22 protein-coding genes are annotated in these 22,410 nt (G+C 55.5%); 13 read left to right on the top strand and 9 right to left on the bottom strand.

Features of this window, described 5'->3' with window-relative positions; all coding sequences use genetic code 11:
* Positions 1-5: 5 nt before the first annotated feature.
* From aaeA to IM291_RS19725, 4 genes are all read left to right on the top strand, one after another.
* On the top strand, positions 6-938 hold the full coding sequence (gene aaeA, locus IM291_RS19740) for a p-hydroxybenzoic acid efflux pump subunit AaeA (protein ID WP_028014599.1): 933 nt from the start codon (positions 6-8) through the stop codon (positions 936-938).
* 5 nt (positions 939-943) lie between these two features.
* A complete protein-coding gene (gene aaeB, locus IM291_RS19735) occupies positions 944-2,911 on the top strand; it encodes a p-hydroxybenzoic acid efflux pump subunit AaeB (RefSeq protein WP_047367037.1) in 1,968 nt (655 codons plus the stop codon).
* A gap of 89 nt (positions 2,912-3,000) precedes the next feature.
* A complete protein-coding gene (locus IM291_RS19730) occupies positions 3,001-4,455 on the top strand; it encodes an NAD-dependent succinate-semialdehyde dehydrogenase (RefSeq protein ID WP_028014597.1) in 1,455 nt (484 codons plus the stop codon).
* Positions 4,456-4,500: 45 nt separating this feature from the next.
* A complete protein-coding gene (locus IM291_RS19725; RefSeq protein ID WP_192971976.1) occupies positions 4,501-4,773 on the top strand; it encodes a barstar family protein in 273 nt (90 codons plus the stop codon).
* Positions 4,774-4,834: 61 nt separating this feature from the next.
* Here the strand turns inward: IM291_RS19725 and yhcN (IM291_RS19720) are convergent, their stop codons facing one another.
* The 3 genes from yhcN (IM291_RS19720) to argR form a co-directional block, all read right to left on the bottom strand.
* Positions 4,835-5,101: a peroxide/acid stress response protein YhcN gene (gene yhcN / locus IM291_RS19720; RefSeq protein ID WP_028014595.1), complete on the bottom strand. Its 267-nt coding sequence runs from the start codon at positions 5,099-5,101 to the stop codon at positions 4,835-4,837.
* 109 nt (positions 5,102-5,210) lie between these two features.
* A complete protein-coding gene (yhcN, locus tag IM291_RS19715) occupies positions 5,211-5,474 on the bottom strand; it encodes a peroxide/acid stress response protein YhcN (protein WP_192987543.1) in 264 nt (87 codons plus the stop codon).
* Positions 5,475-5,849: 375 nt separating this feature from the next.
* A complete protein-coding gene (gene argR / locus IM291_RS19710; RefSeq protein WP_008502836.1) occupies positions 5,850-6,320 on the bottom strand; it encodes a transcriptional regulator ArgR in 471 nt (156 codons plus the stop codon).
* A gap of 397 nt (positions 6,321-6,717) precedes the next feature.
* On the opposite strand from argR, the gene mdh reads away from it, so the two are divergent.
* Positions 6,718-7,656, top strand: coding sequence for a malate dehydrogenase (mdh, locus tag IM291_RS19705; RefSeq protein WP_028014594.1), 939 nt, complete (start codon positions 6,718-6,720; stop codon positions 7,654-7,656).
* A gap of 88 nt (positions 7,657-7,744) precedes the next feature.
* Here the strand turns inward: mdh and degS are convergent, their stop codons facing one another.
* The 3 genes from degS to zapG form a co-directional block, all read right to left on the bottom strand.
* Positions 7,745-8,812 carry an outer membrane-stress sensor serine endopeptidase DegS gene (degS, locus tag IM291_RS19700; RefSeq protein ID WP_028014593.1) on the bottom strand — a complete coding sequence of 356 codons (1,068 nt, stop codon included), beginning with the start codon at positions 8,810-8,812 and terminating at the stop codon, positions 7,745-7,747.
* Between the two features lie 92 nt (positions 8,813-8,904).
* Entirely contained in the window at positions 8,905-10,272 is a 1,368-nt protein-coding gene (degQ, locus tag IM291_RS19695) for a serine endoprotease DegQ (RefSeq protein ID WP_041907839.1), read from the bottom strand.
* Between the two features lie 170 nt (positions 10,273-10,442).
* On the bottom strand, positions 10,443-10,841 hold the full coding sequence (zapG, locus tag IM291_RS19690; RefSeq protein ID WP_010436126.1) for a Z-ring associated protein ZapG: 399 nt from the start codon (positions 10,839-10,841) through the stop codon (positions 10,443-10,445).
* 189 nt (positions 10,842-11,030) lie between these two features.
* Here zapG and zapE point away from each other — a divergent pair, with 189 nt between their 5' ends.
* From zapE to IM291_RS19650, 8 genes are all read left to right on the top strand, one after another.
* Positions 11,031-12,155: a cell division protein ZapE gene (gene zapE / locus IM291_RS19685; protein WP_192971977.1), complete on the top strand. Its 1,125-nt coding sequence runs from the start codon at positions 11,031-11,033 to the stop codon at positions 12,153-12,155.
* A gap of 292 nt (positions 12,156-12,447) precedes the next feature.
* Positions 12,448-12,876: a 50S ribosomal protein L13 gene (rplM, locus tag IM291_RS19680; protein ID WP_006178824.1), complete on the top strand. Its 429-nt coding sequence runs from the start codon at positions 12,448-12,450 to the stop codon at positions 12,874-12,876.
* A 15-nt stretch (positions 12,877-12,891) separates the two neighbouring features.
* Positions 12,892-13,284 (top strand): 30S ribosomal protein S9, encoded by a 393-nt coding sequence (gene rpsI, locus IM291_RS19675; RefSeq protein ID WP_003860436.1) that lies wholly within the window; start codon positions 12,892-12,894, stop codon positions 13,282-13,284.
* Positions 13,285-13,591: 307 nt separating this feature from the next.
* Entirely contained in the window at positions 13,592-14,230 is a 639-nt protein-coding gene (sspA, locus tag IM291_RS19670; RefSeq protein WP_028014589.1) for a stringent starvation protein SspA, read from the top strand.
* A gap of 5 nt (positions 14,231-14,235) precedes the next feature.
* Positions 14,236-14,736, top strand: coding sequence for a ClpXP protease specificity-enhancing factor (gene sspB / locus IM291_RS19665; protein WP_028014588.1), 501 nt, complete (start codon positions 14,236-14,238; stop codon positions 14,734-14,736).
* A 102-nt stretch (positions 14,737-14,838) separates the two neighbouring features.
* On the top strand, positions 14,839-15,621 hold the full coding sequence (gene nanR / locus IM291_RS19660; RefSeq protein WP_048999221.1) for a transcriptional regulator NanR: 783 nt from the start codon (positions 14,839-14,841) through the stop codon (positions 15,619-15,621).
* A gap of 122 nt (positions 15,622-15,743) precedes the next feature.
* The gene (gene nanA / locus IM291_RS19655; RefSeq protein ID WP_048999220.1) at positions 15,744-16,637 is read left to right on the top strand and encodes an N-acetylneuraminate lyase; all 894 of its coding nucleotides are present in this window, start codon (positions 15,744-15,746) and stop codon (positions 16,635-16,637) included.
* A gap of 63 nt (positions 16,638-16,700) precedes the next feature.
* Complete coding sequence (locus tag IM291_RS19650) at positions 16,701-18,191, top strand: MFS transporter (RefSeq protein WP_192987541.1); 1,491 nt, start codon at positions 16,701-16,703, stop codon at positions 18,189-18,191.
* 90 nt (positions 18,192-18,281) lie between these two features.
* Here IM291_RS19650 and IM291_RS19645 read toward each other — a convergent pair whose 3' ends face one another.
* From IM291_RS19645 to gltD, 3 genes are all read right to left on the bottom strand, one after another.
* Positions 18,282-19,562, bottom strand: coding sequence for a cytosine deaminase (locus tag IM291_RS19645; protein ID WP_192987540.1), 1,281 nt, complete (start codon positions 19,560-19,562; stop codon positions 18,282-18,284).
* Positions 19,552-20,802, bottom strand: a complete 1,251-nt coding sequence (gene codB / locus IM291_RS19640) for a cytosine permease (protein WP_192987538.1) — start codon at positions 20,800-20,802, stop codon at positions 19,552-19,554. Before codB ends, IM291_RS19645 begins: the two co-directional genes overlap by 11 nt.
* Positions 20,803-20,990: 188 nt before the next feature.
* Complete coding sequence (gltD, locus tag IM291_RS19635) at positions 20,991-22,409, bottom strand: glutamate synthase subunit GltD (protein ID WP_041907852.1); 1,419 nt, start codon at positions 22,407-22,409, stop codon at positions 20,991-20,993.
* Position 22,410 lies beyond the last annotated feature (1 nt).

Genomic DNA, 22,410 nt, shown 5'->3' with positions numbered 1-22,410 from the left:
TTGATGTGAAAACGCTAACAAGAAAAATCTCCCGCACCGCCATTACCATGGCGCTGGTTATCCTCGCGTTCATCGCTATTTTTCGCGCCTGGGTTTATTACACCGAATCACCGTGGACGCGTGACGCGCGCTTTAGCGCCGATGTGGTGGCAATTGCCCCCGACGTGGCCGGCCTTATCACGGCGGTTAACGTTCACGATAACCAGCTGGTGAAGAAAGATCAGGTCCTGTTCACCATCGACCAGCCTCGTTACCAGAAGGCGCTGGAGGAAGCAGAAGCAGACGTGGCCTATTACCAGGCGCTGGCCGCAGAGAAACGCCGTGAGGCAGGCCGTCGTAACCAGCTGGGCGTTCAGGCCATGTCCCGCGAAGAGATTGACCAGTCCAACAACGTGCTGCAAACCGTGCTGCACCAGTTAGCGAAAGCGCAGGCAACGCGCGATCTGGCGAAGCTCGACCTGGAGCGTACCGTGATCCGCGCGCCGGCCGATGGCTGGGTGACCAACCTGAACGTCTATGCCGGGGAGTTTATCACCCGTGGCTCAACCGCCGTGGCGCTGGTTAAACAGAACTCCTTCTACGTGCTCGCCTATATGGAAGAGACCAAGCTGGAGGGCGTTCGTCCGGGTTATCGCGCAGAAGTCACGCCGCTTGGCAGCAACCGCGTCTTTAAAGGTACCGTCGACAGCGTCGCCGCAGGGGTAACCAACTCCAGCAGCTCTAACGATGCCAAAGGGATGGCGACGGTGGATTCTAACCTGGAGTGGGTGCGTCTGGCGCAGCGCGTGCCGGTACGTATTCATCTGGATGAGCAGCAGGGCAACCTGTGGCCAGCGGGTACCACGGCGACGGTGGTGATCACCGGAGAAAAAGATCGGGATGCCAGCCAGGACTCCCTCTTCCGTAAAATTGCCCATCGCCTGCGCGAGTTTGGTTAATCGCCATGGGTATCTTTTCCATCGCCAGTCAGCACATTCGCTTCGCCGTGAAGCTGGCGTGCGCCATCGTGCTGGCGCTGTTCGTTGGCTTCCACTTCCAGCTTGAAACCCCTCGCTGGGCGGTGCTGACCGCCGCGATTGTCGCGGCGGGCCCTGCCTTCGCCGCGGGTGGAGAACCCTACTCTGGTGCGATCCGCTATCGCGGGATGCTACGTATCATCGGGACGTTTATCGGCTGTTTCGCGGCGCTGACCATTATTATTCTGATGATCCGCACGCCGCTGCTGATGCTAATGGTCTGCTGCATCTGGGCGGGCTTCTGCACCTGGGTCTCGTCTCTGGTAAAAGTCGAGAACTCCTACGCCTGGGGGCTGGCGGGCTATACCGCGCTGATCATTGTCATCACCATCCAAAGCGAACCGCTGCTCGCGCCGCAGTTTGCCGTGGAGCGCTGCAGCGAGATTGTGATTGGTATTGTCTGCGCGATCGTGGCCGACCTGCTTTTCTCCCCGCGCTCGATCAAGCAAGAGGTGGATCGCGAGCTGGACGCGCTGATCGTTGCCCAGTACCAACTGATGCAGCTGTGCATTAAACACGGCGATAGCGAAGAGGTGGATAAAGCATGGAGCGGGCTGGTTCGTCGTACGCAGGCGCTGGAAGGGATGCGCAGCAACCTCAATATGGAGTCGTCTCGCTGGGCGCGGGCGAATCGTCGCCTTAAAGCCCTGAATACCGTCTCCTTAACGCTGATTACCCAGGCGTGCGAAACCTATCTTATCCAGAACACCCGCCCGGAATCGGTCACCGATACGTTCCGTGAGCTGTTTGCCGAGCCGGTAGAGACCGTGCAGGACGTGCATAAGCAGCTTAAGCGCATGCGCCGGGTGATTGCCTGGACCGGGGAGCGCGAGACGCCGGTGACGATCTACACCTGGGTTGGGGCTGCAACGCGTTATCTGCTGCTTAAGCGCGGCGTGATCGGTAACACCAAAATCAGCGCGGCGGAAGAAGAGGTGCTCCAGGGCGAAGTGGTGATCAAGGCGGAGTCTGCCGAGCGCCATCACGCGATGGTCAACTTCTGGCGTACCACGCTTGCCTGTATGCTCGGCACGCTGTTCTGGCTGTGGACGGGCTGGACGTCCGGCAGCGGCGCGATGGTGATGATTGCCGTCGTGACCGCACTGGCGATGCGTCTGCCTAACCCGCGCATGGTCGCCATTGATTTCCTCTACGGCACCATCGCCGCGCTGCCGATAGGCGCGCTCTATTTCCTGGTCATCATCCCGTCGACGCAGCAGAGCATGCTGCTGCTCTGTATTAGCCTGGCGGTGATGGCGTTCTTTATCGGCATTGAAGTGCAAAAGCGCCGCCTGGGATCGCTGGGGGCGCTGGCGAGTACGATTAACATCATCGTGCTGGATAACCCGATGACCTTCCACTTCAGCCAGTTCCTCGACAGCGCGCTGGGTCAGCTGGTGGGCTGCTTCCTGGCGATGATGGTGATTCTGCTGGTCCGGGATAACTCGCAGGCGCGGACGGGGCGCGTATTGCTGAACCAGTTTGTATCGGCTGCCGTGTCGTCGATGACTACCAATACCGCGCGTCGTAAAGAGAACCACCTGCCCGCGCTCTACCAGCAGCTGTTTTTACTGCTGAACAAGTTCCCGGGCGACATAGCGAAGTTCCGCCTGGCGTTAACCATGATCATCGCGCACCAGCGTCTGCGCAACGCGCCGGTGCCGATCAACGACGATCTCTCGGCCTTCCACCGTCAGCTGCGTCGTACCGCCGACCATGTGCTTTCCGCCAGCAGTGACGACAAACGCCGTCGTTACTTTACCCAACTGCTTGAAGAACTGGATATTTATCAGGAAAAGCTCAAGCACTGGCAAGCGCCGCCACAGGTGACCGAGCCGGTAGGGCGGCTGGTGTTTATGCTGCATCGCTACCAGAATGCCCTCACGGATAACTGACTGAAGTAAAAAAACCGACGCCAAAAGCGCCGGTTTTTTTGTGGCTATACTTATTCCAGCACGTACTTACATTCAGGAAGGGAGGACACATGACGACTCAGGCGCTTCAGGACAACACCCTTTTTCAGACCGGCTATCTGGTCGACGGCATCTGGAAAACGCTGGACACAACGTTTGATGTGCTGAACCCCGCGACCGGTGAGGTCATCGCTAAAGTTGCGAAAGCGGGTAAAGCGCAAACCGAAGAAGCGATCGCAGCGGCCACCAAAGCCTTCCCGGCATGGCGTGCCAAAACCGCGAAAGAGCGTTCGGCGATTCTGTACCGCTGGTACGAACTGATTATTGAAAATAAAAGCTGGCTCGGGCGGCTAATGACCACCGAGCAGGGCAAGCCCCTGAAAGAGGCGGAAGGGGAAGTGGAGTATGCCGCCAGCTTTATCCAGTGGTTTGCCGAAGAGGCCAAGCGCGCGAACGGTGAAATTATTCCGCCAATCAAGCCCGGCTCGCGCATTCTGGCGACCCGTGAGCCCATCGGCGTGGTCGCGGCCATCACGCCGTGGAACTTCCCGATGGCGATGCTCACCCGCAAGCTAGGCCCGGCGCTGGCAGCCGGGTGTACCGGTGTCATCAAACCGGCCAATAACACGCCGCTCAGCGCCTTTGCGCTGCTGACGCTGGCAAAACAGGCGGGCGTGCCCGACGGTGTGCTCAACGCGGTGGCCGGAAATACCCATGAAATCAGCGATGCGATCATGGCCAGCCACGACGTGCGTAAAATCTCCTTTACCGGTTCGACCTCCGTCGGCAAAACGCTGGTGCGCAACGCCGCAGAAACCATGAAAAAAGTCTCGATGGAGCTGGGGGGAAATGCTCCGTATATCGTCTTTGAGGATGCCGACATCGAGGCTGCGGTAAAAGGCGCAATTGCCAATAAATTCCGCAATGCCGGGCAGGTCTGCGTCAGCGTGAACCGCTTCTACATTCAGGAAACCGTCTACGACAAGTTTGTGAATAAGCTCGCAGATGCGGTTAATGCCCTTAAGGTGGGGAATGGCCTTGAGGACGGCGTCGTCGTCGGGCCGCTGATTGAATCCGCCGCGGTCGACAAGGTCCGTGAGCATGTTGAAGATGCTGTCACACGAGGGGCGACCGTGCTGGCAGGCGGCAAACCCCATCCGCTGGGCGGTAATTTCTGGATGCCAACCGTGCTGGGCGACTGTCACGAAGGCATGAAGCTGGCAGAAGAAGAGACGTTTGGTCCGGTTGCGGCGTGTTTCCGCTTCACCTCGGAAGATGAAGTCATCCAGCGTGCGAATAACACGCCTTACGGGCTGGCAGCTTACTTCTACACCCAGAACCTTTCCCGGGTTTTCCGCGTTTCACAGGCCATCGAGAGCGGGATGATTGGCATTAACGAGTGCGCCGTTTCCACCGAGCTGGGGCCTTTCGGCGGCGTAAAAGAGTCCGGTCTTGGACGTGAGGGATCCGTGCTGGGGCTGGAAGAGTATCTGGAAGTTAAAACCCTGCATATCGGGGGATTATAATAGACTGGGCGGCATCTGCCGCCCGCCTGGACTGGGTGGCTGGCAATGAAAACCTATACTTTTGATTTTGACGAAATCGACAGTCAGGAAGACTTTTATCGGGAATTTATCCGGGCGTTTGAACTTGAACGGGAAAGCGTGACCAATCTGGATACGCTGTGGGACGTGGTCACCGGCAGCATGCTGCCGCTACCGCTGGAGATTGAGTTTATCCATCTGCCCGATAAGCTGCGCAGACGTTTCGGCGCGCTGATATTACTCTTCGATGAAGCGGAGGAAGAGCTTGAAGGACAGCTTCGTTTTAACGCGCGGCATTAAATGAAAAAAGCCCCTGACCACGAGGCCAGGGGCAAGTCGTATGATGAGATACGACGAGGGTTTATTTATACAGTTCAGCCGTGGCGTGCCAGTGGTCACCCTGATTCAGTTCGGTGACGCGATAGCTGCTGGCGCCTGCTTTTTCAGCTTTGGCGGCAAGTTCCTGACGAATGTCCATCGGGGAGCCGGTGACTGACGTCACGGAGACGCTGCCCATTGGCTGCAGATTTTGTGCCTGATCGGCATTCACTTGCTGTACGGCTGCGCTTGCGCCGAAAGAGAGAGCGGATGCCAGACCCAGGGTTGCGATGATCAATTTGGTTTTCATAGTCTTTACTCCTGAACAGGTTTTTGCTCAACGGCGAGAAGGGGTGAACTGCTATTTTTATGCCTGGTGCCGTTGAGTGGAGAGTTATGTCTTCAGTGATTACTTAAACTTATTTGTACAGCTCGGCGGTGGCGTGCCAGTGGTCACCGGAACGCGCTTCGATAATGCGATAGGATGACGCACCTTTTTCTTCCGCTTTTTTGTTCAGTATCTCATGCATGTCCATTGGAGACGTGCCAACAGCGCCGACAGAAACCGTACCGATTGCCTCACGGGATTGCGCCTGGTCAGCATTAATAGCGTCAGCTGCGAAAGCACCGAAGGACAGGACAGACAGGACGCTCAGCGCCGCTACAGTAGTTTTGATTTTCATGATTCTTACCTCGTCGAATTTTTTAGTGGGGTCTTGTTTCGTGACCCTCATCACAAAATCAAGTATACACTAATAACGTAAAAAATTAATACCAGACTAATGGTTTCCCTTGTTATTACGTGTTAAACACGCTTTTTTTTATAACCTAATTGCATAATGCTGGGTGTTTTATGAGCAATTTGTGTTGGTATTTATAAGAAAATCATAGGGATAATGCTTTTTGATTTTTTGTGCGATTTGCGGGATTGCTATTCACTGTATGAATGTTAATGAGTGGTAAAAAGCACTAATCGTCAAAGCAAGGGCAGTGAAATAAAGGGGGAAATGATGCGAGAGCAGAATGATCCCCGCAGCGGCGCTACGGGGGAGGGCGCATTACAGTTCCTGTTCGAACAGAACCAGAATCGCTTCGTGGAGATCCTTCACGGAGAAACCGCTAGCCGGGGTGGTAAAGATGGTGTCATCACCGGCAATGGTGCCAAGGATACCCTCTGTTTTACCTAACGAGTCCAGCATGCGGGCAATCAGCTGCGCGGCACCCGGGCTTGTGTGGATGACCACAACGGCGTCGTTATAGTCGATATCCAGAACCAAATTCTTGAGCGGGCTGGAGGTGGTCGGCACGCCAAGTTCAGCCGGCAGGCAATAGACCATCTCCATCTTGGCGTTGCGGGTACGCACCGCGCCAAACTTGGTTAACATGCGGGAGACTTTCGACTGGTTGATGTTATCGAAGCCTTGTTCCTGCAGCGCCTGAACAATTTCTCCCTGAGAACTGAATTTCTCTTCTTTAAGTAGCGCCTTAAACGCTTTTACCAATTCTTCTTGCTTAGACGAGCTTCGCATAAGTCACCCGGAATATGACGAAAGAAACAACATTATTATGCATGTGGATGAATTTTTATGCAAATTATCTGCTCAACGGCAGGCTGAAATAATGTTATGAAAGGGAGTGATTTTATCAGATTTCGTTATCAGAAAACATGCCTGGGTCACGCCGCGCAAATAAGCTTAAAAGTAAATTAAATGTTATCAAAATGATGTTGTTTTGGTGGCGTGGCAGGGTGTATTGTAACCACCTCTTAATTCGTTGCCATCTGTCGTCAGATAGCTTTCTGGTGAGAGATAAAGTCGTGTGACCTCAAATTCTTTAGCTTCGAAAATTGTAATTAAAGACATGCTGATTTAAGGTCGCGGCAACGGATTTACAGATACTTAAGTTAACCATAATAAGGAGTTTAGGATGAAAGTCGCAGTCCTCGGCGCTGCTGGTGGTATCGGCCAGGCGCTTGCCCTACTACTGAAAACCCAACTGCCTTCAGGCTCAGAACTCTCCCTGTACGATATTGCTCCGGTAACCCCAGGCGTGGCGGTTGACCTGAGCCACATCCCGACCGCTGTAAAAATCAAAGGCTTCTCCGGTGAAGATGCGCGTCCTGCGCTGCAGGGTGCTGACGTGGTCCTGATTTCTGCAGGCGTGGCGCGTAAGCCAGGCATGGATCGTTCAGACCTGTTCAACGTCAACGCGGGCATCGTGAAAAACCTGGTGCAGCAGATCGCTGAAGTGTGCCCGAAAGCATGCATCGGTATTATCACTAACCCGGTGAACACCACCGTTGCTATCGCAGCCGAAGTGCTGAAGAAAGCGGGTGTGTACGACAAAAACAAACTGTTCGGCGTGACCACGCTGGATATTATCCGTTCCAACACCTTCGTTGCTGAGCTGAAAGGCAAACAGCCAACAGAAGTGGAAGTGCCGGTTATCGGCGGCCACTCTGGCGTGACTATTCTGCCTCTGCTGTCGCAGATCCCGGGCGTGAGCTTCACCGAGCAGGAAGTGGCTGATCTGACCAAACGAATCCAGAACGCGGGCACCGAAGTGGTGGAAGCGAAGGCGGGTGGCGGTTCTGCAACCCTGTCTATGGGCCAGGCGGCTGCACGTTTCGGTCTGTCACTGGTTCGCGCCCTGCAGGGCGAGAAAGGCGTTGTTGAATGTGCTTACGTTGAAGGCGACGGCGAACATGCCCGCTTCTTCTCTCAGCCGCTGCTGCTGGGCAAAAACGGTATTGAAGAGCGTAAGCCTATCGGTACGCTGAGCGCGTTTGAGCAAAACGCGATGGAAGGCATGCTGGACACGCTGAAGAAAGATATCACTCTGGGTGAAGAGTTCGTTAACAAGTAAAACGAAGTGTCTCCCGTAGGCCGGGTAAGCGTTAGCGCCACCCGGCAAAAAAACCGAAGCCAGTAAGCGCTTCGGTTTTTTTATGGGGCTAATTTGTTGCCGGGTATTCCTGAATCGTCACGTGCAGCGTCATTTTCTTATCGTTGCGCATGATTTCCACAGGGATGATCGAGCCAGGGCGAATTTCGGCCACCTGGTCCATCGTCTCCAGGGCAGAGACTGCCGGCGTGCCGTTGACCGACACGATGACATCATTAACCTGAATCCCCGCGTTAGCCGCCGGGCCACCCGGTGCCACCTCGTTGACGACGATGCCCTGAATCTGATCGATACCGCCGCCCTGAGTATGCATTGGCGCAATTTCGCGCCCGCCGATACCGATATAGCCGCGGATCACGCGTCCGTCGCGGATCAGCTTATCCATAATCTTGGTCGCCAGCTGGAACGGAATAGCAAAGCCGATCCCTTCCGGCGTCTCGCCGTCGTTGCTTTTATCGAACGAGAGGGTGTTGATGCCCATCAGTTCGCCCAGCGAGTTGACCAGCGCGCCGCCGGAGTTGCCGTGGTTGATTGACGCATCCGTCTGCAGGAAGTTCTGCCGTCCTGACGGGTTGAGGCCGATTCGACCGGTCGCGCTGATAATTCCTTGCGTGATGGTCTGGCCCAGGTTGTACGGGTTACCGATCGCCAGCACCACATCGCCGATGTGCGGCGTACGTTTACGGTTGATCGGAATGACCGGCAATCCGCCCGTGGCGTTAATCTTCAGCACGGCCAGATCGGTCAGGCTGTCTGAACCCACAAGCAACGCCTCAAACACGCGGCCATCCTGCAGGGCGACGATGATCTGGTCGGCATCGTTGATCACGTGTTTGTTCGTAATAATGTAGCCGCGCTCGTCCATAATCACCCCGGAGCCAAGGGTGCGGATCTCAAGCTGGTTATGTGCTGAGCTGTTGAGGCCGCGGTTATAAACGTTAACCACGGCAGGGGCGGCACGGCGAACGGCCTGGTTATAGGTCGCCGGCGTTTCATCCGTGCTGTCGAACTGGGGGGCAGACAGCTTATTAAACTGACGCAAAGACGGCATCGCCAGCAGCAGCAGGCCAGCGACAATCAAACCGATGACAATGGAACGTAAGAGCTTTAAAAGCATGATGCGCGTGTCGTGAAAAAAGGAACGATTTGCAGCATAACATGAGTTATCCGGACATCACACGCAGCGGTGATGTCCGGGATCGCAAATGCTTAGCGCAACAGAATGTAGATAGACTCATTGCCACGCATGACCTGCAGGGCAATGACCGCCGGTTTGCTCTCCAGCACCTTGCGCAGTTCGGCAATGGACTGCACGCGATTGCGGTTCACGCCAATGATGACATCTTCCTGATGCAATCCGGCCTGCGCGGCAGGGCTGCTCTTCTCGACGGTATCCAGGCGAATGCCTTTCGTACCGTCTTTCAACTGCCCATCGCTTAGCGTTGCTCCCTGCAGCGCCGGGGCGATAAGCTCCGCGCTGGCAGAGGACGAGGTGCTTTTATCCAGCGTCACTTCGACGTTCAGCGGCTTACCGTCACGGATCAGGCCCAGCTTCACTTTGGCCCCCGGTTCGGTAGTGGCAATACGCGAACGCAGTTCAGCAAAGCTGCTCAGCGGCTTGTCGTTAAGGCTGACGATCACGTCGCCCGATTTAATGCCTGCTTTTGCCGAGCCGGAGTTTGGCAGCACTTCACTGACAAACGCACCGCGCTGCACGTTGATATTGAACGCTTTCGCGATATCAGCGCTCATCTCCATGCCTTTAATACCCAGCAGTCCACGTTTGACTTCGCCGAACTGGATTAGCTGCTGCGCCAGCGTTTTAGCCATATTGCTCGGGATCGCAAAGCCAATCCCAATGCTGCCGCCGCCCGGAGCCAGAATTGCCGTGTTAATGCCAATCAGCTCGCCGTTAAGGTTGAGTAATGCCCCGCCGGAGTTGCCCCGGTTGATTGAGGCATCGGTCTGGATGAAGTTTTCCAGACCTTCCAGATTCAGGCCACTGCGTCCCAGCGCCGAGACTATGCCGGAGGTGGCGGTTTGACCTAAACCAAAGGGGTTGCCCACAGCGACGGCAAAATCACCGACGCGCAGCTTGTCGGAATCCGCAATGGCAATCTGGGTCAGGTTGCTCGGGTTCTGCACCTGCAATAGCGCGATGTCGCTCTGATCATCGCCGCCAATCAGTTTGGCATCAAATTCACGACCATCGTTCAGCTGGACGCTGATTTTATCGGCCTGGCTGATGACATGATTGTTGGTCAGGATATAGCCTTTAGCCGCATCAATGATGACGCCAGAGCCCAGGCCTTCAAAAGGCTGGGCCTGCTGGTTGGGGGACTCATCGCCAAAATATTTTTTCAGTTCTTCCGGTACGCGCTGGCTTTGAACCGCCGTGCCTTCTACCTGAACGCTCACGACCGCGGGCAACACTTTTTCCAGCATTGGCGCGAGGCTGGGAGTGGCTGCCTGTCCCGGCACCTGCGAAGGCAGCGCCGCACCGGCAGGGAAGGACGCCGAGAGAGATAACCCGACACTTAACGCTATAGCGCTCAACAGCTGGTTTTTTTTCTTCATTGATGCTGACTCTCGTATCCTGGAATGAAAGAAGAACGGCCCAAAATCATGATGATGTTATTGAATTTTATACCGCTGAACAATGAGGTGTTTGACTAAATAATAGCTGGGGACGGGAAGAAAGGACGGGCGCAAGAGATGCGCCCGTAAAATATATTTATGTTGTGCGATTAATCGCGTTTTGCGCCACCGCGCAGCAGGCCGGACGCGCCGTCAGAGTAGTCGCGTGGCATCTGAACCGGAGCCTGATCGTTACCCGCTTCTGAGTCGGCCAGACGGTTGCGGAACGGGTTAGTCTCCGCGGTCATTTCCGGCAGCAGGCTGCTGGAGCTTTTCGCCATATGCTGATACAGCTGACGGTAGTCGGTCGCCATGTTGTCCAGCAGCTCAGCGCTACGGGCAAAGTGGCTGACCAGCTCTTCGCGATACTCTTCCAGCTCTGCTTTATTCTTTTCCAGTTCGTACTGCAGTGACTGCTGCTGACGCAATTTGCGGTTGCCGAAACGCATGGCCACAGCACCGATCACGATGCCGACGACTAAACCGATTAGCGCATATTCCCAGGTCATGAACTTCTCCCGTTGTCTTGTTGTTCCGTAGGGTGTTGGCTCGGCTCCTGCCTGTGCCTGATAATGCCACTATAACCGCTATTTCCGCAGAAGTGGAATCCTGACGTATCATCGCGTAGTGTAGAACGGCCTTTTTTTCATCAGTCACGCCTGCTGATGAGCATTAATTGAAGGAATAACAATAAGATTATGCAAATCCTGTCCCCTGCATCGCGATATCAACTGGCCCTGAATGAGGGTACTCATCAGCCTGATGACGTTCAACGTGAGGCGGTAAACCGTCTGGAGATGATTTATCAGGCGCTCACGGCAAAACCTGCTGAAGTAGAACAGAGTGGTGGGCTCAAAGCGGCGTTTGGCCGACTGCTCGGCAAAAAAGCGCCGCAGGCTCAGGCTCCGGTGCGCGGTTTATATATGTGGGGCGGCGTCGGTCGCGGAAAAACCTGGCTGATGGATCTGTTTTATCTCAGCCTGCCGGGGGAGCGTAAACAGCGCCTCCACTTCCATCGCTTTATGCTGCGGGTGCATGAAGAGCTGACAGCGCTGCAGGGCAAAAGCGATCCGCTGGAGATTGTGGCTGACAGGTTCAAGGCGGAAACGGACGTGCTCTGCTTCGATGAGTTTTTTGTTTCTGACATTACCGACGCCATGCTGTTAGGCGGGCTGATGAAAGCGCTGTTTGCCCGCGGGATCACGCTCGTTGCCACGTCGAATATCCCGCCGGATGAACTCTATCGCAACGGCCTGCAGCGGGCGCGTTTCCTGCCGGCTATTGATGCTATCAAACAGCATTGCGACATCATGAATGTCGATGCCGGTGTCGATTATCGTCTGCGCACGTTAACGCAGGCGCACCTGTGGCTTTCGCCGTTAAACGCCGATACCGCTCGCGAGATGGATAAACTCTGGCTGGCGCTGGCGGGCGCAAAACGCGAAAACGCACCGACGCTGGAGATTAACCATCGCCCGTTACCCACCCTTGGCGTAGAAAACCAGACGCTGGCGGTCTCTTTTGCGACGCTCTGCGTGGATGCCCGCAGCCAGCATGACTATATTGCGCTTTCGCGCCTGTTCCACACCGTGATGATGCTGGATGTGCCGGTGATGACGCGGCTGATGGAGAGCGAAGCGCGGCGTTTCATTGCGCTGGTGGACGAGTTTTACGAGCGCCACGTCAAGCTTGCCGTCAGCGCCGAGGTGCCTTTATATGAGATCTACCAGGGCGAGCGGCTGAAGTTTGAGTTCCAGCGCTGCCTCTCGCGCCTGCAAGAGATGCAGAGCGAAGAGTATCTCAAGCGTGAGCATATGCCCTAATAAATGCGCCTCTCTCCCGCGGGGAGAGGAGCTGGGAGTGAGGGCACCAGACCGCACAAACGCGCCCCCCGAAAAACCCATTCCAAATCACATTTAAGGGTCGATCTTTGACCTCAACTTCTCTATAATCTTGCGACCCCACGTTACGAGAAGGTTTTTTTCCCGAAACTTTCTATGTGTCGGCATGTGCTATTCGAAGGGGTAGGTTTGCCGGACTTTGTCGTGTGAACCTCAACTGACTAAACGTTTGGGTGTTCACCAACGTGTAACTTATTATTTGGGTAAGCTTTTAATGAAAACTTTTACAGCTAAACCAGAAACCGTACAGCGCGACTGGTATGTTGTTGACGCGACCGGTAAAACTCTGGGCCGTCTGGCTACTGAACTGGCTCGTCGCCTGCGCGGTAAGCATAAAGCGGAATACACTCCGCACGTTGATACCGGTGATTACATCATCGTTCTGAACGCTGACAAAGTTGCTGTTACCGGCAACAAGCGTACTGACAAAGTGTACTACCACCACACCGGCCACATCGGTGGTATCAAAGAAGCGACCTTTGAAGAGATGATTGCCCGCCGTCCTGAGCGTGTGATTGAAATCGCGGTTAAAGGCATGCTGCCAAAAGGCCCGCTGGGTCGTGCTATGTTCCGTAAACTGAAAGTTTACGCAGGCAACGAGCACAACCACGCGGCACAGCAACCGCAAGTTCTTGACATCTAATCGGGATTATAGGCAATGGCTGAAAATCAATACTACGGCACTGGTCGCCGCAAAAGTTCCGCAGCTCGCGTTTTCATCAAACCGGGCAGTGGTAAAATCGTAATCAACCAGCGTTCTCTGGAACAGTACTTCGGTCGCGAAACTGCCCGCATGGTAGTTCGCCAGCCGCTGGAACTGGTTGATATGGTAGAAAAACTGGATCTGTACATCACCGTTAAAGGTGGTGGTATCTCCGGTCAGGCAGGTGCGATCCGTCACGGTATCACCCGCGCTCTGATGGAGTACGACGAATCCCTGCGTTCTGAACTGCGTAAAGCTGGCTTCGTTACTCGTGACGCGCGTCAGGTTGAACGTAAGAAAGTGGGTCTGCGTAAAGCACGTCGTCGTCCACAGTTCTCCAAACGTTAATCCATTCTGCTTACGCAGAACGATTGGCGAAAAACCCGCTTCGGCGGGTTTTTTTATGGATAATGCGCAGGTTATCCACAGTAACATTTCATATATCTTCTCTTTTTCCACATTTCCGGCATCCCCTCACCACAAAGCCATCAAAATCTGGTAAACTATCATCCAATTTTCTGCCCAAATATCGGTGAATACTCGATTTTTGTTCGATTCTTGAACAATGTGTCTTCTCTGGGATGGGCGATACTTCATCTGGCTGGCCCCGTTGGGCTGGTAGCAGTAAAAATTCTGAATATACCTGGAGGTTTTCATGGCTGTCGCTGCCAACAAACGTTCGGTAATGACGCTGTTTTCTGGTCCTACTGACATTTATAGCCATCAGGTTCGTATCGTGCTGGCCGAGAAGGGTGTCAGTTTTGAGATCGAGCATGTGGAAAAGGATAACCCGCCTCAGGATCTGATCGATCTCAACCCGAGCCAAAGCGTACCGACGCTGGTGGATCGCGAGCTGACCCTGTGGGAATCCCGTATCATTATGGAATATCTGGATGAGCGTTTCCCGCATCCGCCGCTGATGCCTGTTTACCCTGTTGCACGTGGTGAAAGCCGCCTGTACATGCAGCGTATCGAAAAAGACTGGTACTCGCTGATGAACGTCATTACCAGCGGCTCCGCTTCTGAAGCCGACGCTGCGCGTAAGCAACTGCGTGAAGAGCTGCTGGCAATTGCCCCTGTGTTTGGTCAGAAACCGTTCTTCCTGAGCGACGAGTTCAGCCTGGTGGATTGCTATCTGGCCCCGCTGCTGTGGCGTCTGCCAATTCTGGGCGTTGAGTTCAGCGGCCCTGGCGCAAAAGAGCTGAAAGGCTATATGACTCGCGTATTTGAGCGCGACTCTTTCCTGGCATCTTTAACTGAACCGGAACGTGAAATGCGTCTCGGCCGAGGCTAATGACTGTGGAAATGTCACAACTTACCCCACGCCGTCCGTATCTGCTGCGCGCCTTCTATGAATGGCTGCTGGATAACCAGCTCACGCCGCACCTGGTTGTGGATGTGACGTTGCCGGGCGTGCAGGTTCCAATGGAATACGCACGCGACGGACAGATTGTACTGAATATTGCGCCACGTGCAGTGGGTAACCTGGAGCTGGCAAACGACGAAGTGCGCTTTAATGCGCGTTTCGGCGGCGTGCCGCGTCAGGTTTCCGTTCCGCTGGCTGCGGTTCTGGCTATCTACGCCCGTGAAAACGGTGCAGGCACCATGTTCGAGCCGGAAGCGGCGTATGATGAAGAGGTTGCCAGCCTGAATGACGATGAGGCATCCGATGAACGCGAAAGCGACCCGGTAATGTCTGTGATTGATGGCGACAAGCCCGATCGTCAGGACGACGACGAGGGTCCCGATGATGAACCGCCACCGCGCGGTGGTCGTCCCGCACTGCGCGTTGTGAAATAAACAAACAGGCCCGACGGGCCTGTTTTGCTTTCTGCCCCTTTTCGCCCCCTCTAATTTCCTGTGTTATGATGCAGCGTTTTCCTTCAATGGCACCGGACTGCAATGAAACCGACCGATCGTAACGCTGAAAACTCAGATGTAACCCTTGGCCGCAGCCTGCGTCGCCGACCGCTGACGCGCAAAAAGCTGTCGGATATGGTGGAAGAAGAGCTAGAGCAGATGATCCGCCGGAAGGAATTTGCCCAGGGAGAGCAACTGCCCTCCGAGCGCGAGCTGATGGCGTTCTTCAACGTGGGCCGCCCCTCGGTGCGCGAAGCGCTGGCGGCGCTGAAGCGTAAAGGTCTGGTACAGATTAACAACGGTGAACGCGCCCGCGTCACCCTGCCGTCTGCCGATACCATCATCAGCGAGCTGTCGGGGATGGCGAAAGATTTTCTGACCCAGCCCGGCGGTATTGCCCATTTTGAGCAGCTCCGTCTGTTCTTTGAATCCAGCCTCGTGCGTTATGCCGCAGAGTACGCCACGGACGATCAGATTGCGCGGCTGACGAAAGCGCTGGAGATCAACAGCCAGTCCCTGGATGACAACGCGCTGTTCATTCGATCCGACGTCGATTTTCACCGCGTGCTGGCGGAGATCCCCGGCAACCCAATCTTCAACGCGATCCACGTTGCGCTGCTCGACTGGCTAATCGCGGCGCGTCCTAAAGTGCCGGATGCAGAGCTTTATCAACATAACGCAGCCAGCTATCGCCAGCATATCGCGATCGTTGACGCGATCCGCCGCCGCGATCCCGATGAAGCCGATCGGGCGTTGCAAACTCACCTCAACAGCGTTTCCGCTACCTGGCACGCCTTCGGCCAGCATTCAAAAGCTAAAAAGTAACGATCCTTTAGTGAAGCAGATCGCAATATAAGCGTTCTGTATCCCACTGCTGCTTAATTGATCTGGTATAACAGGTATAAAGGTATATCGTTATAACAAACACACGAATGATTGAGGTATCTATGGCAACGCAACTCCGCGGCGTAATGGCCGCACTTCTGACTCCGTTTACCCAACAGCAGGCGCTGGATAAGGAGAGCCTGCGCCGTCTGGTGCAATTCAATATTGCGCAGGGCATCGACGGGCTTTATGTCGGCGGTTCAACGGGGGAAGCCTTTGTCCAAAGCCTTTCTGAACGCGAGCAGGTGATGGAGATCGTGGCGGAGGAGGCGAAAGGAAAAATCACGCTTATTGCCCACGTTGGCTGCGTGAGCACTGCGGAAAGCCAGCAGCTGGCCACCGCCGCTGTCCGCCTGGGCTTTGACGCCGTGTCCGCCGTCACGCCGTTTTATTACCCCTTTAGCTTTGAAGAACATTGCGATCACTACCGTGCAATTATTGATTCGGCGGATGGTCTGCCGATGGTGGTCTACAACATCCCGGCGTTAAGCGGCGTGAAGCTAAGCCTGGATCAGATCAACAGTCTGGTGACGCTGCCCGGCGTCGGCGCGTTAAAACAAACCTCCGGCGATCTCTTCCAGATGGAGCAGATCCGCCGTGAGCATCCGGATCTGGTGCTCTACAACGGCTATGACGAAATCTTTGCCTCCGGCCTGCTGGCCGGCGCGGACGGGGGGATCGGCAGCACCTACAACATTATGGGCTGGCGCTACCGGGCTATCGCCAACGCGGTTCGTGAGGGGGATAACGCCACCGCACAGCGCCTGCAAAGCGAATGCAACAAGGTCATCGACCTGCTGATCAAAACCGGGGTCTTCCGTGGTCTGAAAACGGTTCTGCACTACATGGACGTGGTGTCCGTGCCGCTGTGCCGTAAACCGTTTGCCCCTGTAGACGAGAAATTCGTGCCGGCGCTGAAGGCGCTGGCGGAGCAGTTAATGGCGGAAAAACGCTAACGTACTGCCGGATAAGCGACGCGCCATTCGGTAAAACGACAGAGAAATCGTCGGGAGAGTGAAATGAGTAAGTCTACCCAAAGCATCCCGTGGTACCGCCATCTAAGCCGCCCTCAGTGGCGCGCCTTCTCTGCCGCCTGGCTGGGATATCTGCTTGATGGCTTCGATTTTGTCCTGATTGCCTTAGTCCTGACAGAAATTAAAAGTGAATTTGGCCTGACGACCGTGGAAGCGGCGAGCCTCATTTCGGCGGCCTTTATTTCGCGCTGGTTCGGCGGCCTGCTGCTGGGCGCCATGGGCGACCGCTATGGCCGCAAGCTGGCAATGATAACCAGCATCGTACTCTTCTCCTGCGGTACGCTGGCCTGCGGTTTTGCGCCGGGTTACGTCATCCTGTTTATCGCCCGCATGGTGATTGGTATGGGGATGGCGGGGGAATACGGCTCCAGCGCAACCTACGTCATCGAAAGCTGGCCGAAACATCTGCGCAATAAGGCGAGTGGTTTTCTGATTTCTGGCTTCTCCATCGGTGCCGTGGTTGCGGCCCAGGTCTACAGCCTTGTCGTGCCCGTCTGGGGCTGGCGAGCGCTGTTCTTTATCGGCATCCTGCCCATCGTCTTTGCCCTGTGGCTGCGGAAAAATATTCCGGAGGCTGAAGACTGGAAAGCGAAGCACGAAGGTCAGGCGCCGGTACGTACAATGGTTGATATTCTTTATCGCGGCAAATACCGTCTGATCAATATGGCGATGACGCTGTTTGCTGGCACGGCGCTGTGGTTCTGCTTTGCCGGCGAACTCAACAACGCCGGGCTGGTGGTTATTCTCGGCCTGCTGTGCGCCATTGTGTTTATCAGCTTTATGGTGCAAAGCAGCGGTAAACGCTGGCCTACGGGCGTCACGCTGATGGTTGTCGTGCTCTTCGCGTTCCTCTACTCCTGGCCGATTCAGGCGCTGTTACCCACGTATCTGAAAACCGACCTGGCCTATGACCCGTCGACGGTGGCGAAGGTGCTGTTCTTTAGCGGCTTCGGCGCGGCTGTAGGCTGCTGCGTGGGTGGTTTTCTCGGCGACTGGTTGGGCACCCGGAAGGCCTACGTCTGTAGCCTGCTGGCCTCACAGCTGCTGATCGTTCCCGTCTTTGCGATCGGTGGCGCAAATGTCTGGGTGCTGGGCCTGCTGCTCTTTTTCCAGCAGATGCTGGGGCAGGGGATCTCGGGGATCTTACCGAAACTCATCGGCGGTTATTTCGACACCGACCAGCGTGCGGCGGGTCTGGGCTTTACCTATAACGTCGGGGCGCTGGGCGGAGCGATCGCCCCGGTGATTGGCGCACTGCTGTCGCAGAATATGGCGCTGGGCACAGCCCTGGGATCGCTCTCCTTCGGCCTGACCTTTGTGGTGATCCTGCTGATTGGGCTGGATATGCCGTCCCGCGTTCAGCGCTGGCTGCGGCCGGAGGCGATTCGAACTCACGACGCCATCGACGGTAAACCTTTCAGCGGAGCCGTCCCGTTTGGCGGCGATAAAAGCGCTTTAGCCAAAAGCAAAAGTTAATCCGCTGGAAAAAGCGGCAGGGCGTTAGCTCCGCCGTGAGGATATCTTTATGTACGCGATGACGTTTGCCACGCGGTTACCAACCCTGAATTAGCGCTTAAACGTCACCGCTTCCGGCTGCGTCAGATGCAAGGTTGTCTGGCTGGGCACCGTCTCGGCAATCACCTTGCCGTGGCGAACAGAGTATCGTGCCGGCGTCTGGCGACGAACGGCATCAAACCCATTCTCTGCCGGGAGGATCACCAGGTTTGCTGAATTCCCAACGCGCACGCCATAGTCCTGCAAATTAAGCGTTTTCGCGCTGTGGGTAGTGATCAGGTTAAGCCCATCGTTTATTTGCCCGTAACCCATCAGTTGGCAAACGTGCAGTCCCATATGCAGAACCTGAAGCATATTCGCGGTTCCCAGCGGATACCACGGATCGAAAACGTCGTCATGACCGAAGCAGACGTTGATCTCCGCTTCCAGCATTTCTTTGACGCGTGTAATGCCGCGGCGTTTGGGATAGGTATCGAAACGGCCCTGCAAATGCGTGTTAACCAGCGGGTTTGCCACGAAGTTAATGTCTGACATTTTTAACAGGCGGAACAGCCGGGACGTATACGCGCCATTATAGGAGTGCATCGCCGTGGTATGGCTGGCGGTCACGCGCGAACCCATTCCGTCACGATGTGCCAGGGCTGCAACGGTTTCAACGAAGCGCGATTGTTCATCATCAATTTCGTCACAGTGGACATCGATCAGGCGGTCGTACTTTCTGGCCAGGGAAAACGTTTTATGCAGCGACTCCACGCCATATTCACGCGTAAATTCAAAGTGCGGGATTGCGCCGATGACATCCGCCCCTAAACGCACTGCTTCCTCAAGCAGTGCTTCACCGTTCGGATAAGAAAGAATGCCTTCCTGCGGGAATGCCACAATTTGCATATCGACCCACGGGGCGACTTCCTGCTTCACCTCCAGCATGGCTTTCAGTGCCGTAAGGGTAGGGTCCGAGACGTCAACGTGAGTACGTACGTACTGAATGCCGTTGGCGATCTGCCACTTCAGGGTTTGCATCGCGCGAGCTTTAACGTCTTCGTGGGTGAGCATCGCCTTACGTTCGGCCCAGCGCTCGATGCCTTCGAAAAGGGTGCCTGACTGGTTCCAGCTCGGTTCACCCGCCGTTTGCGTTGTATCCAGATGGATATGCGGTTCGATGAAAGGAGGGATAACCAGCCCGCATTCGGCGTCCAGCACCTGACCGACTGGCGCAGAGGCGGTTTCCTGAGGATCGATACGGCTGAAGCGTCCGTCCTCAATCGTGATCTGCCATAAACCCTCCTGCCCCTGCAAACGGGCCTGACGGATAGTGAGGGAATTATTCTGCATGGGAAGCCTCCGAAGGATTGACAAGGGTACGTTTGGCGAATGGGTTTAACACCAAATAGCTGAAGACGCCACCCAATACTGCGTTAACGGGGACAATTCCCGGAATGTAGTGCCCGGCAGCAACGCCCAGTGCGACCGAGAAAATGGCAATCCAGTTAACGGACACAAATTTTGCGTGGTCGAAGCTGGCATAGCGGCGGCGATTAATCAGATAGTCGGCGATAATCACCCCGCCAATCGGCGGAATCGCTGCCGACAGAAAGGTCAGCCAGCCAACGAAGTTGTTGTATAGCCACAGCGCGCACAGCGTACCGATAATGCCATTCACCACCGACAGCGTACGGCTGGAAAGGCCAGTAATATTGGCGAAACCCAGACCAGAGGCGTACAGCGCGTTGTCATTGGTGGTCCAGATATTCAGGCCGAGAACGACAATCGCCGGCAGCAGCAGTCCCTGGGCGATCATCACGTCAGAAATATCGGCCTGTCCTACGGCAGCAGCGCCTGCCGCACCGAAGATAAACATCAGCGAGTTGCCAAGGAAAAATGCCACCATCGCCACCAGAACGGCACCTTTAGCATTGCGGCCAAAGCGGACGAAGTCGGCGGTCAGCGTGCCTGCGCTGATAAACGAACCTACAACCAGCGCCAGCGCGCTGGAAAAGTTGAGCGGCGTCTGCGGCACAATGGATTTGAGGTGGTCCAACCCTCCCACGCCGTCCACCGCCAGCCAGACGGAGTAGCTACCCAGGATGACGATAGCGGGTACGGCGATGATGGATAAAATCGTCAGTGCCGAGATGCCAAAAAAAATGGTCAACGTCATCAGCAGGCCGGAAACCGCAATCAGGATGTTCACGTCGATGCCCGTGGCTTTACTAACCGGGATGGCAAACATCGCTACGCCGACGCCAAACCATCCTACCTGCGTACCGCCTAAAAGCATGGAGGGAAGCCAGGAACCTTTTATACCGAACGAGTAACGCGCAAGAAGATGGGTTGAGAGGCCGGTTTTTGCGCCAATGTAGCCAAGAAAAGCAGTGTAAATACCGAGGAGGAGATTGCCGAAGAGAACTGCGAGGAAGAAATCATTATAGGAAAGACCGGTACCGAGCGTGCCTCCGGTCCACATACTGGCGGAAAAAAACGTTAACCCTAACATCACAAAAGTGAGTGGAACCACGCCTTTCCGCGCCGTCAGAGGGACGGGGCCCTGGCTATAATTGTTATCTTGCGACACAACGCCTCCTTGAATTTTGGCCAAAAAATCCGCCGCATAATATCCATTTTTTTCGACAATGCAAACGTTTACGTCCGGGGTTTACGCTGCATTTGTGGGGAAATGGGTATCGTTAACTGAAGGGGAGGTTACTGAAAACAGGCTCCCCGGCGTTCCGCTTTATGCTTCTGCCGGGGAGTCAGAGGGGCTTACACTTCCAGGAAGTTCATGATCCCGTCAGCCGCTTTACGTCCTTCGGCAATCGCGGTAACCACCAGGTCTGAACCGCGAACGATATCGCCACCGGCGAAGATTTTCGGGTTGCTGGTCTGGAAGGCGTTGTCGCTGCCTTCCGGCGCAATCACGCGGCCCTGTGAGTCCAGCTCTACGCTGTGCTTCGCCAGCCACTCCATGCTGTGAGGGCGGAAACCAAACGCCATCACCACGGCGTCGGCCGGGATCACGTGCTCAGAGCCAGCCACAATCTCCGCACGACGACGGCCTTTCGCATCCGGCGCACCCATCTCCGTACGCGCCATCTTCACGCCGCTTACCTTACCGTTGGCGTTCACTTCAATGCCCAGAGGCTGGATGTTGAACTGGAACTCCACGCCCTCTTCACGCGCGTTTTTCACTTCGCGCTTAGAGCCCGGCATGTTTTCTTCGTCACGACGGTAAGCACAGATGACGTGCGCCGCGTTCTGACGAATGGACGTACGCACGCAGTCCATCGCGGTATCACCGCCGCCCAGCACGACAACGCGTTTACCTTCCATGCTGACAAACGGCTCGTCGGCAGTTTCGCCGTAGCCCATCAGCTGTTTGGTATTAGCAATCAGGAACGGCAGCGCGTCGTAAACGCCCGGCGCGTCTTCGTTTTCCAGACCACCGCGCATGGACTGATAGGTACCCACGCCCAGGAACACGGCGTCGTAATCCTTCAGCAGATCGTCGAGCTGCACGTCGCGGCCCACTTCGGTGTTGAGTTTGAACTCAATGCCCATGCCGGTGAAGATTTCACGGCGGCGGGTCATTACCTCTTTTTCCAGCTTGAATGCCGGGATACCGAAGGTCAGCAGACCGCCGATTTCCGGGTGACGGTCAAAAACCACCGCCTTCACGCCGTTGCGTGTCAGCACGTCCGCACAGGCCAGGCCTGCCGGACCCGCGCCGACGATCGCCACGCGCTTGTCGGTTTGCTTCACGCCGGTCATATCCGGACGCCAGCCCATCTCGAACGCTTTATCGTTGATATAGCGTTCGATGTTGCCGATGGTCACCGCGCCAAACTCGTCGTTCAGCGTACAGGAGCCTTCGCACAGGCGATCCTGAGGACACACGCGGCCGCACACTTCCGGCAGGGTGTTGGTCTGGTGAGACAGCTCGGCGGCTTCAAAAATACGCCCTTCGTTGGCCAGCTTCAGCCAGTTCGGAATGTAGTTATGGACCGGACATTTCCATTCGCAGTAAGGGTTACCGCAGGACAGGCAGCGGTCTGCCTGTGCTTTGGCCTGGCCTTCTGAAAACGGCTCATAGATTTCAACAAATTCAATTTTACGGATCTTTAGCGGTTTCTTTGGCGGATCAACACGCTGCAGGTCGATAAACTGGTATACGTTCTGGCTCATC

The sequence above is a fragment of the Enterobacter cloacae complex sp. P27C genome (assembly GCF_014895705.1).
In the GTDB taxonomy this organism is placed as follows: domain Bacteria; phylum Pseudomonadota; class Gammaproteobacteria; order Enterobacterales; family Enterobacteriaceae; genus Enterobacter; species Enterobacter bugandensis.
The sequence above is the reverse complement of the archived record's forward strand: the minus strand, read 5'-3'. Positions and strand labels throughout refer to the sequence as shown.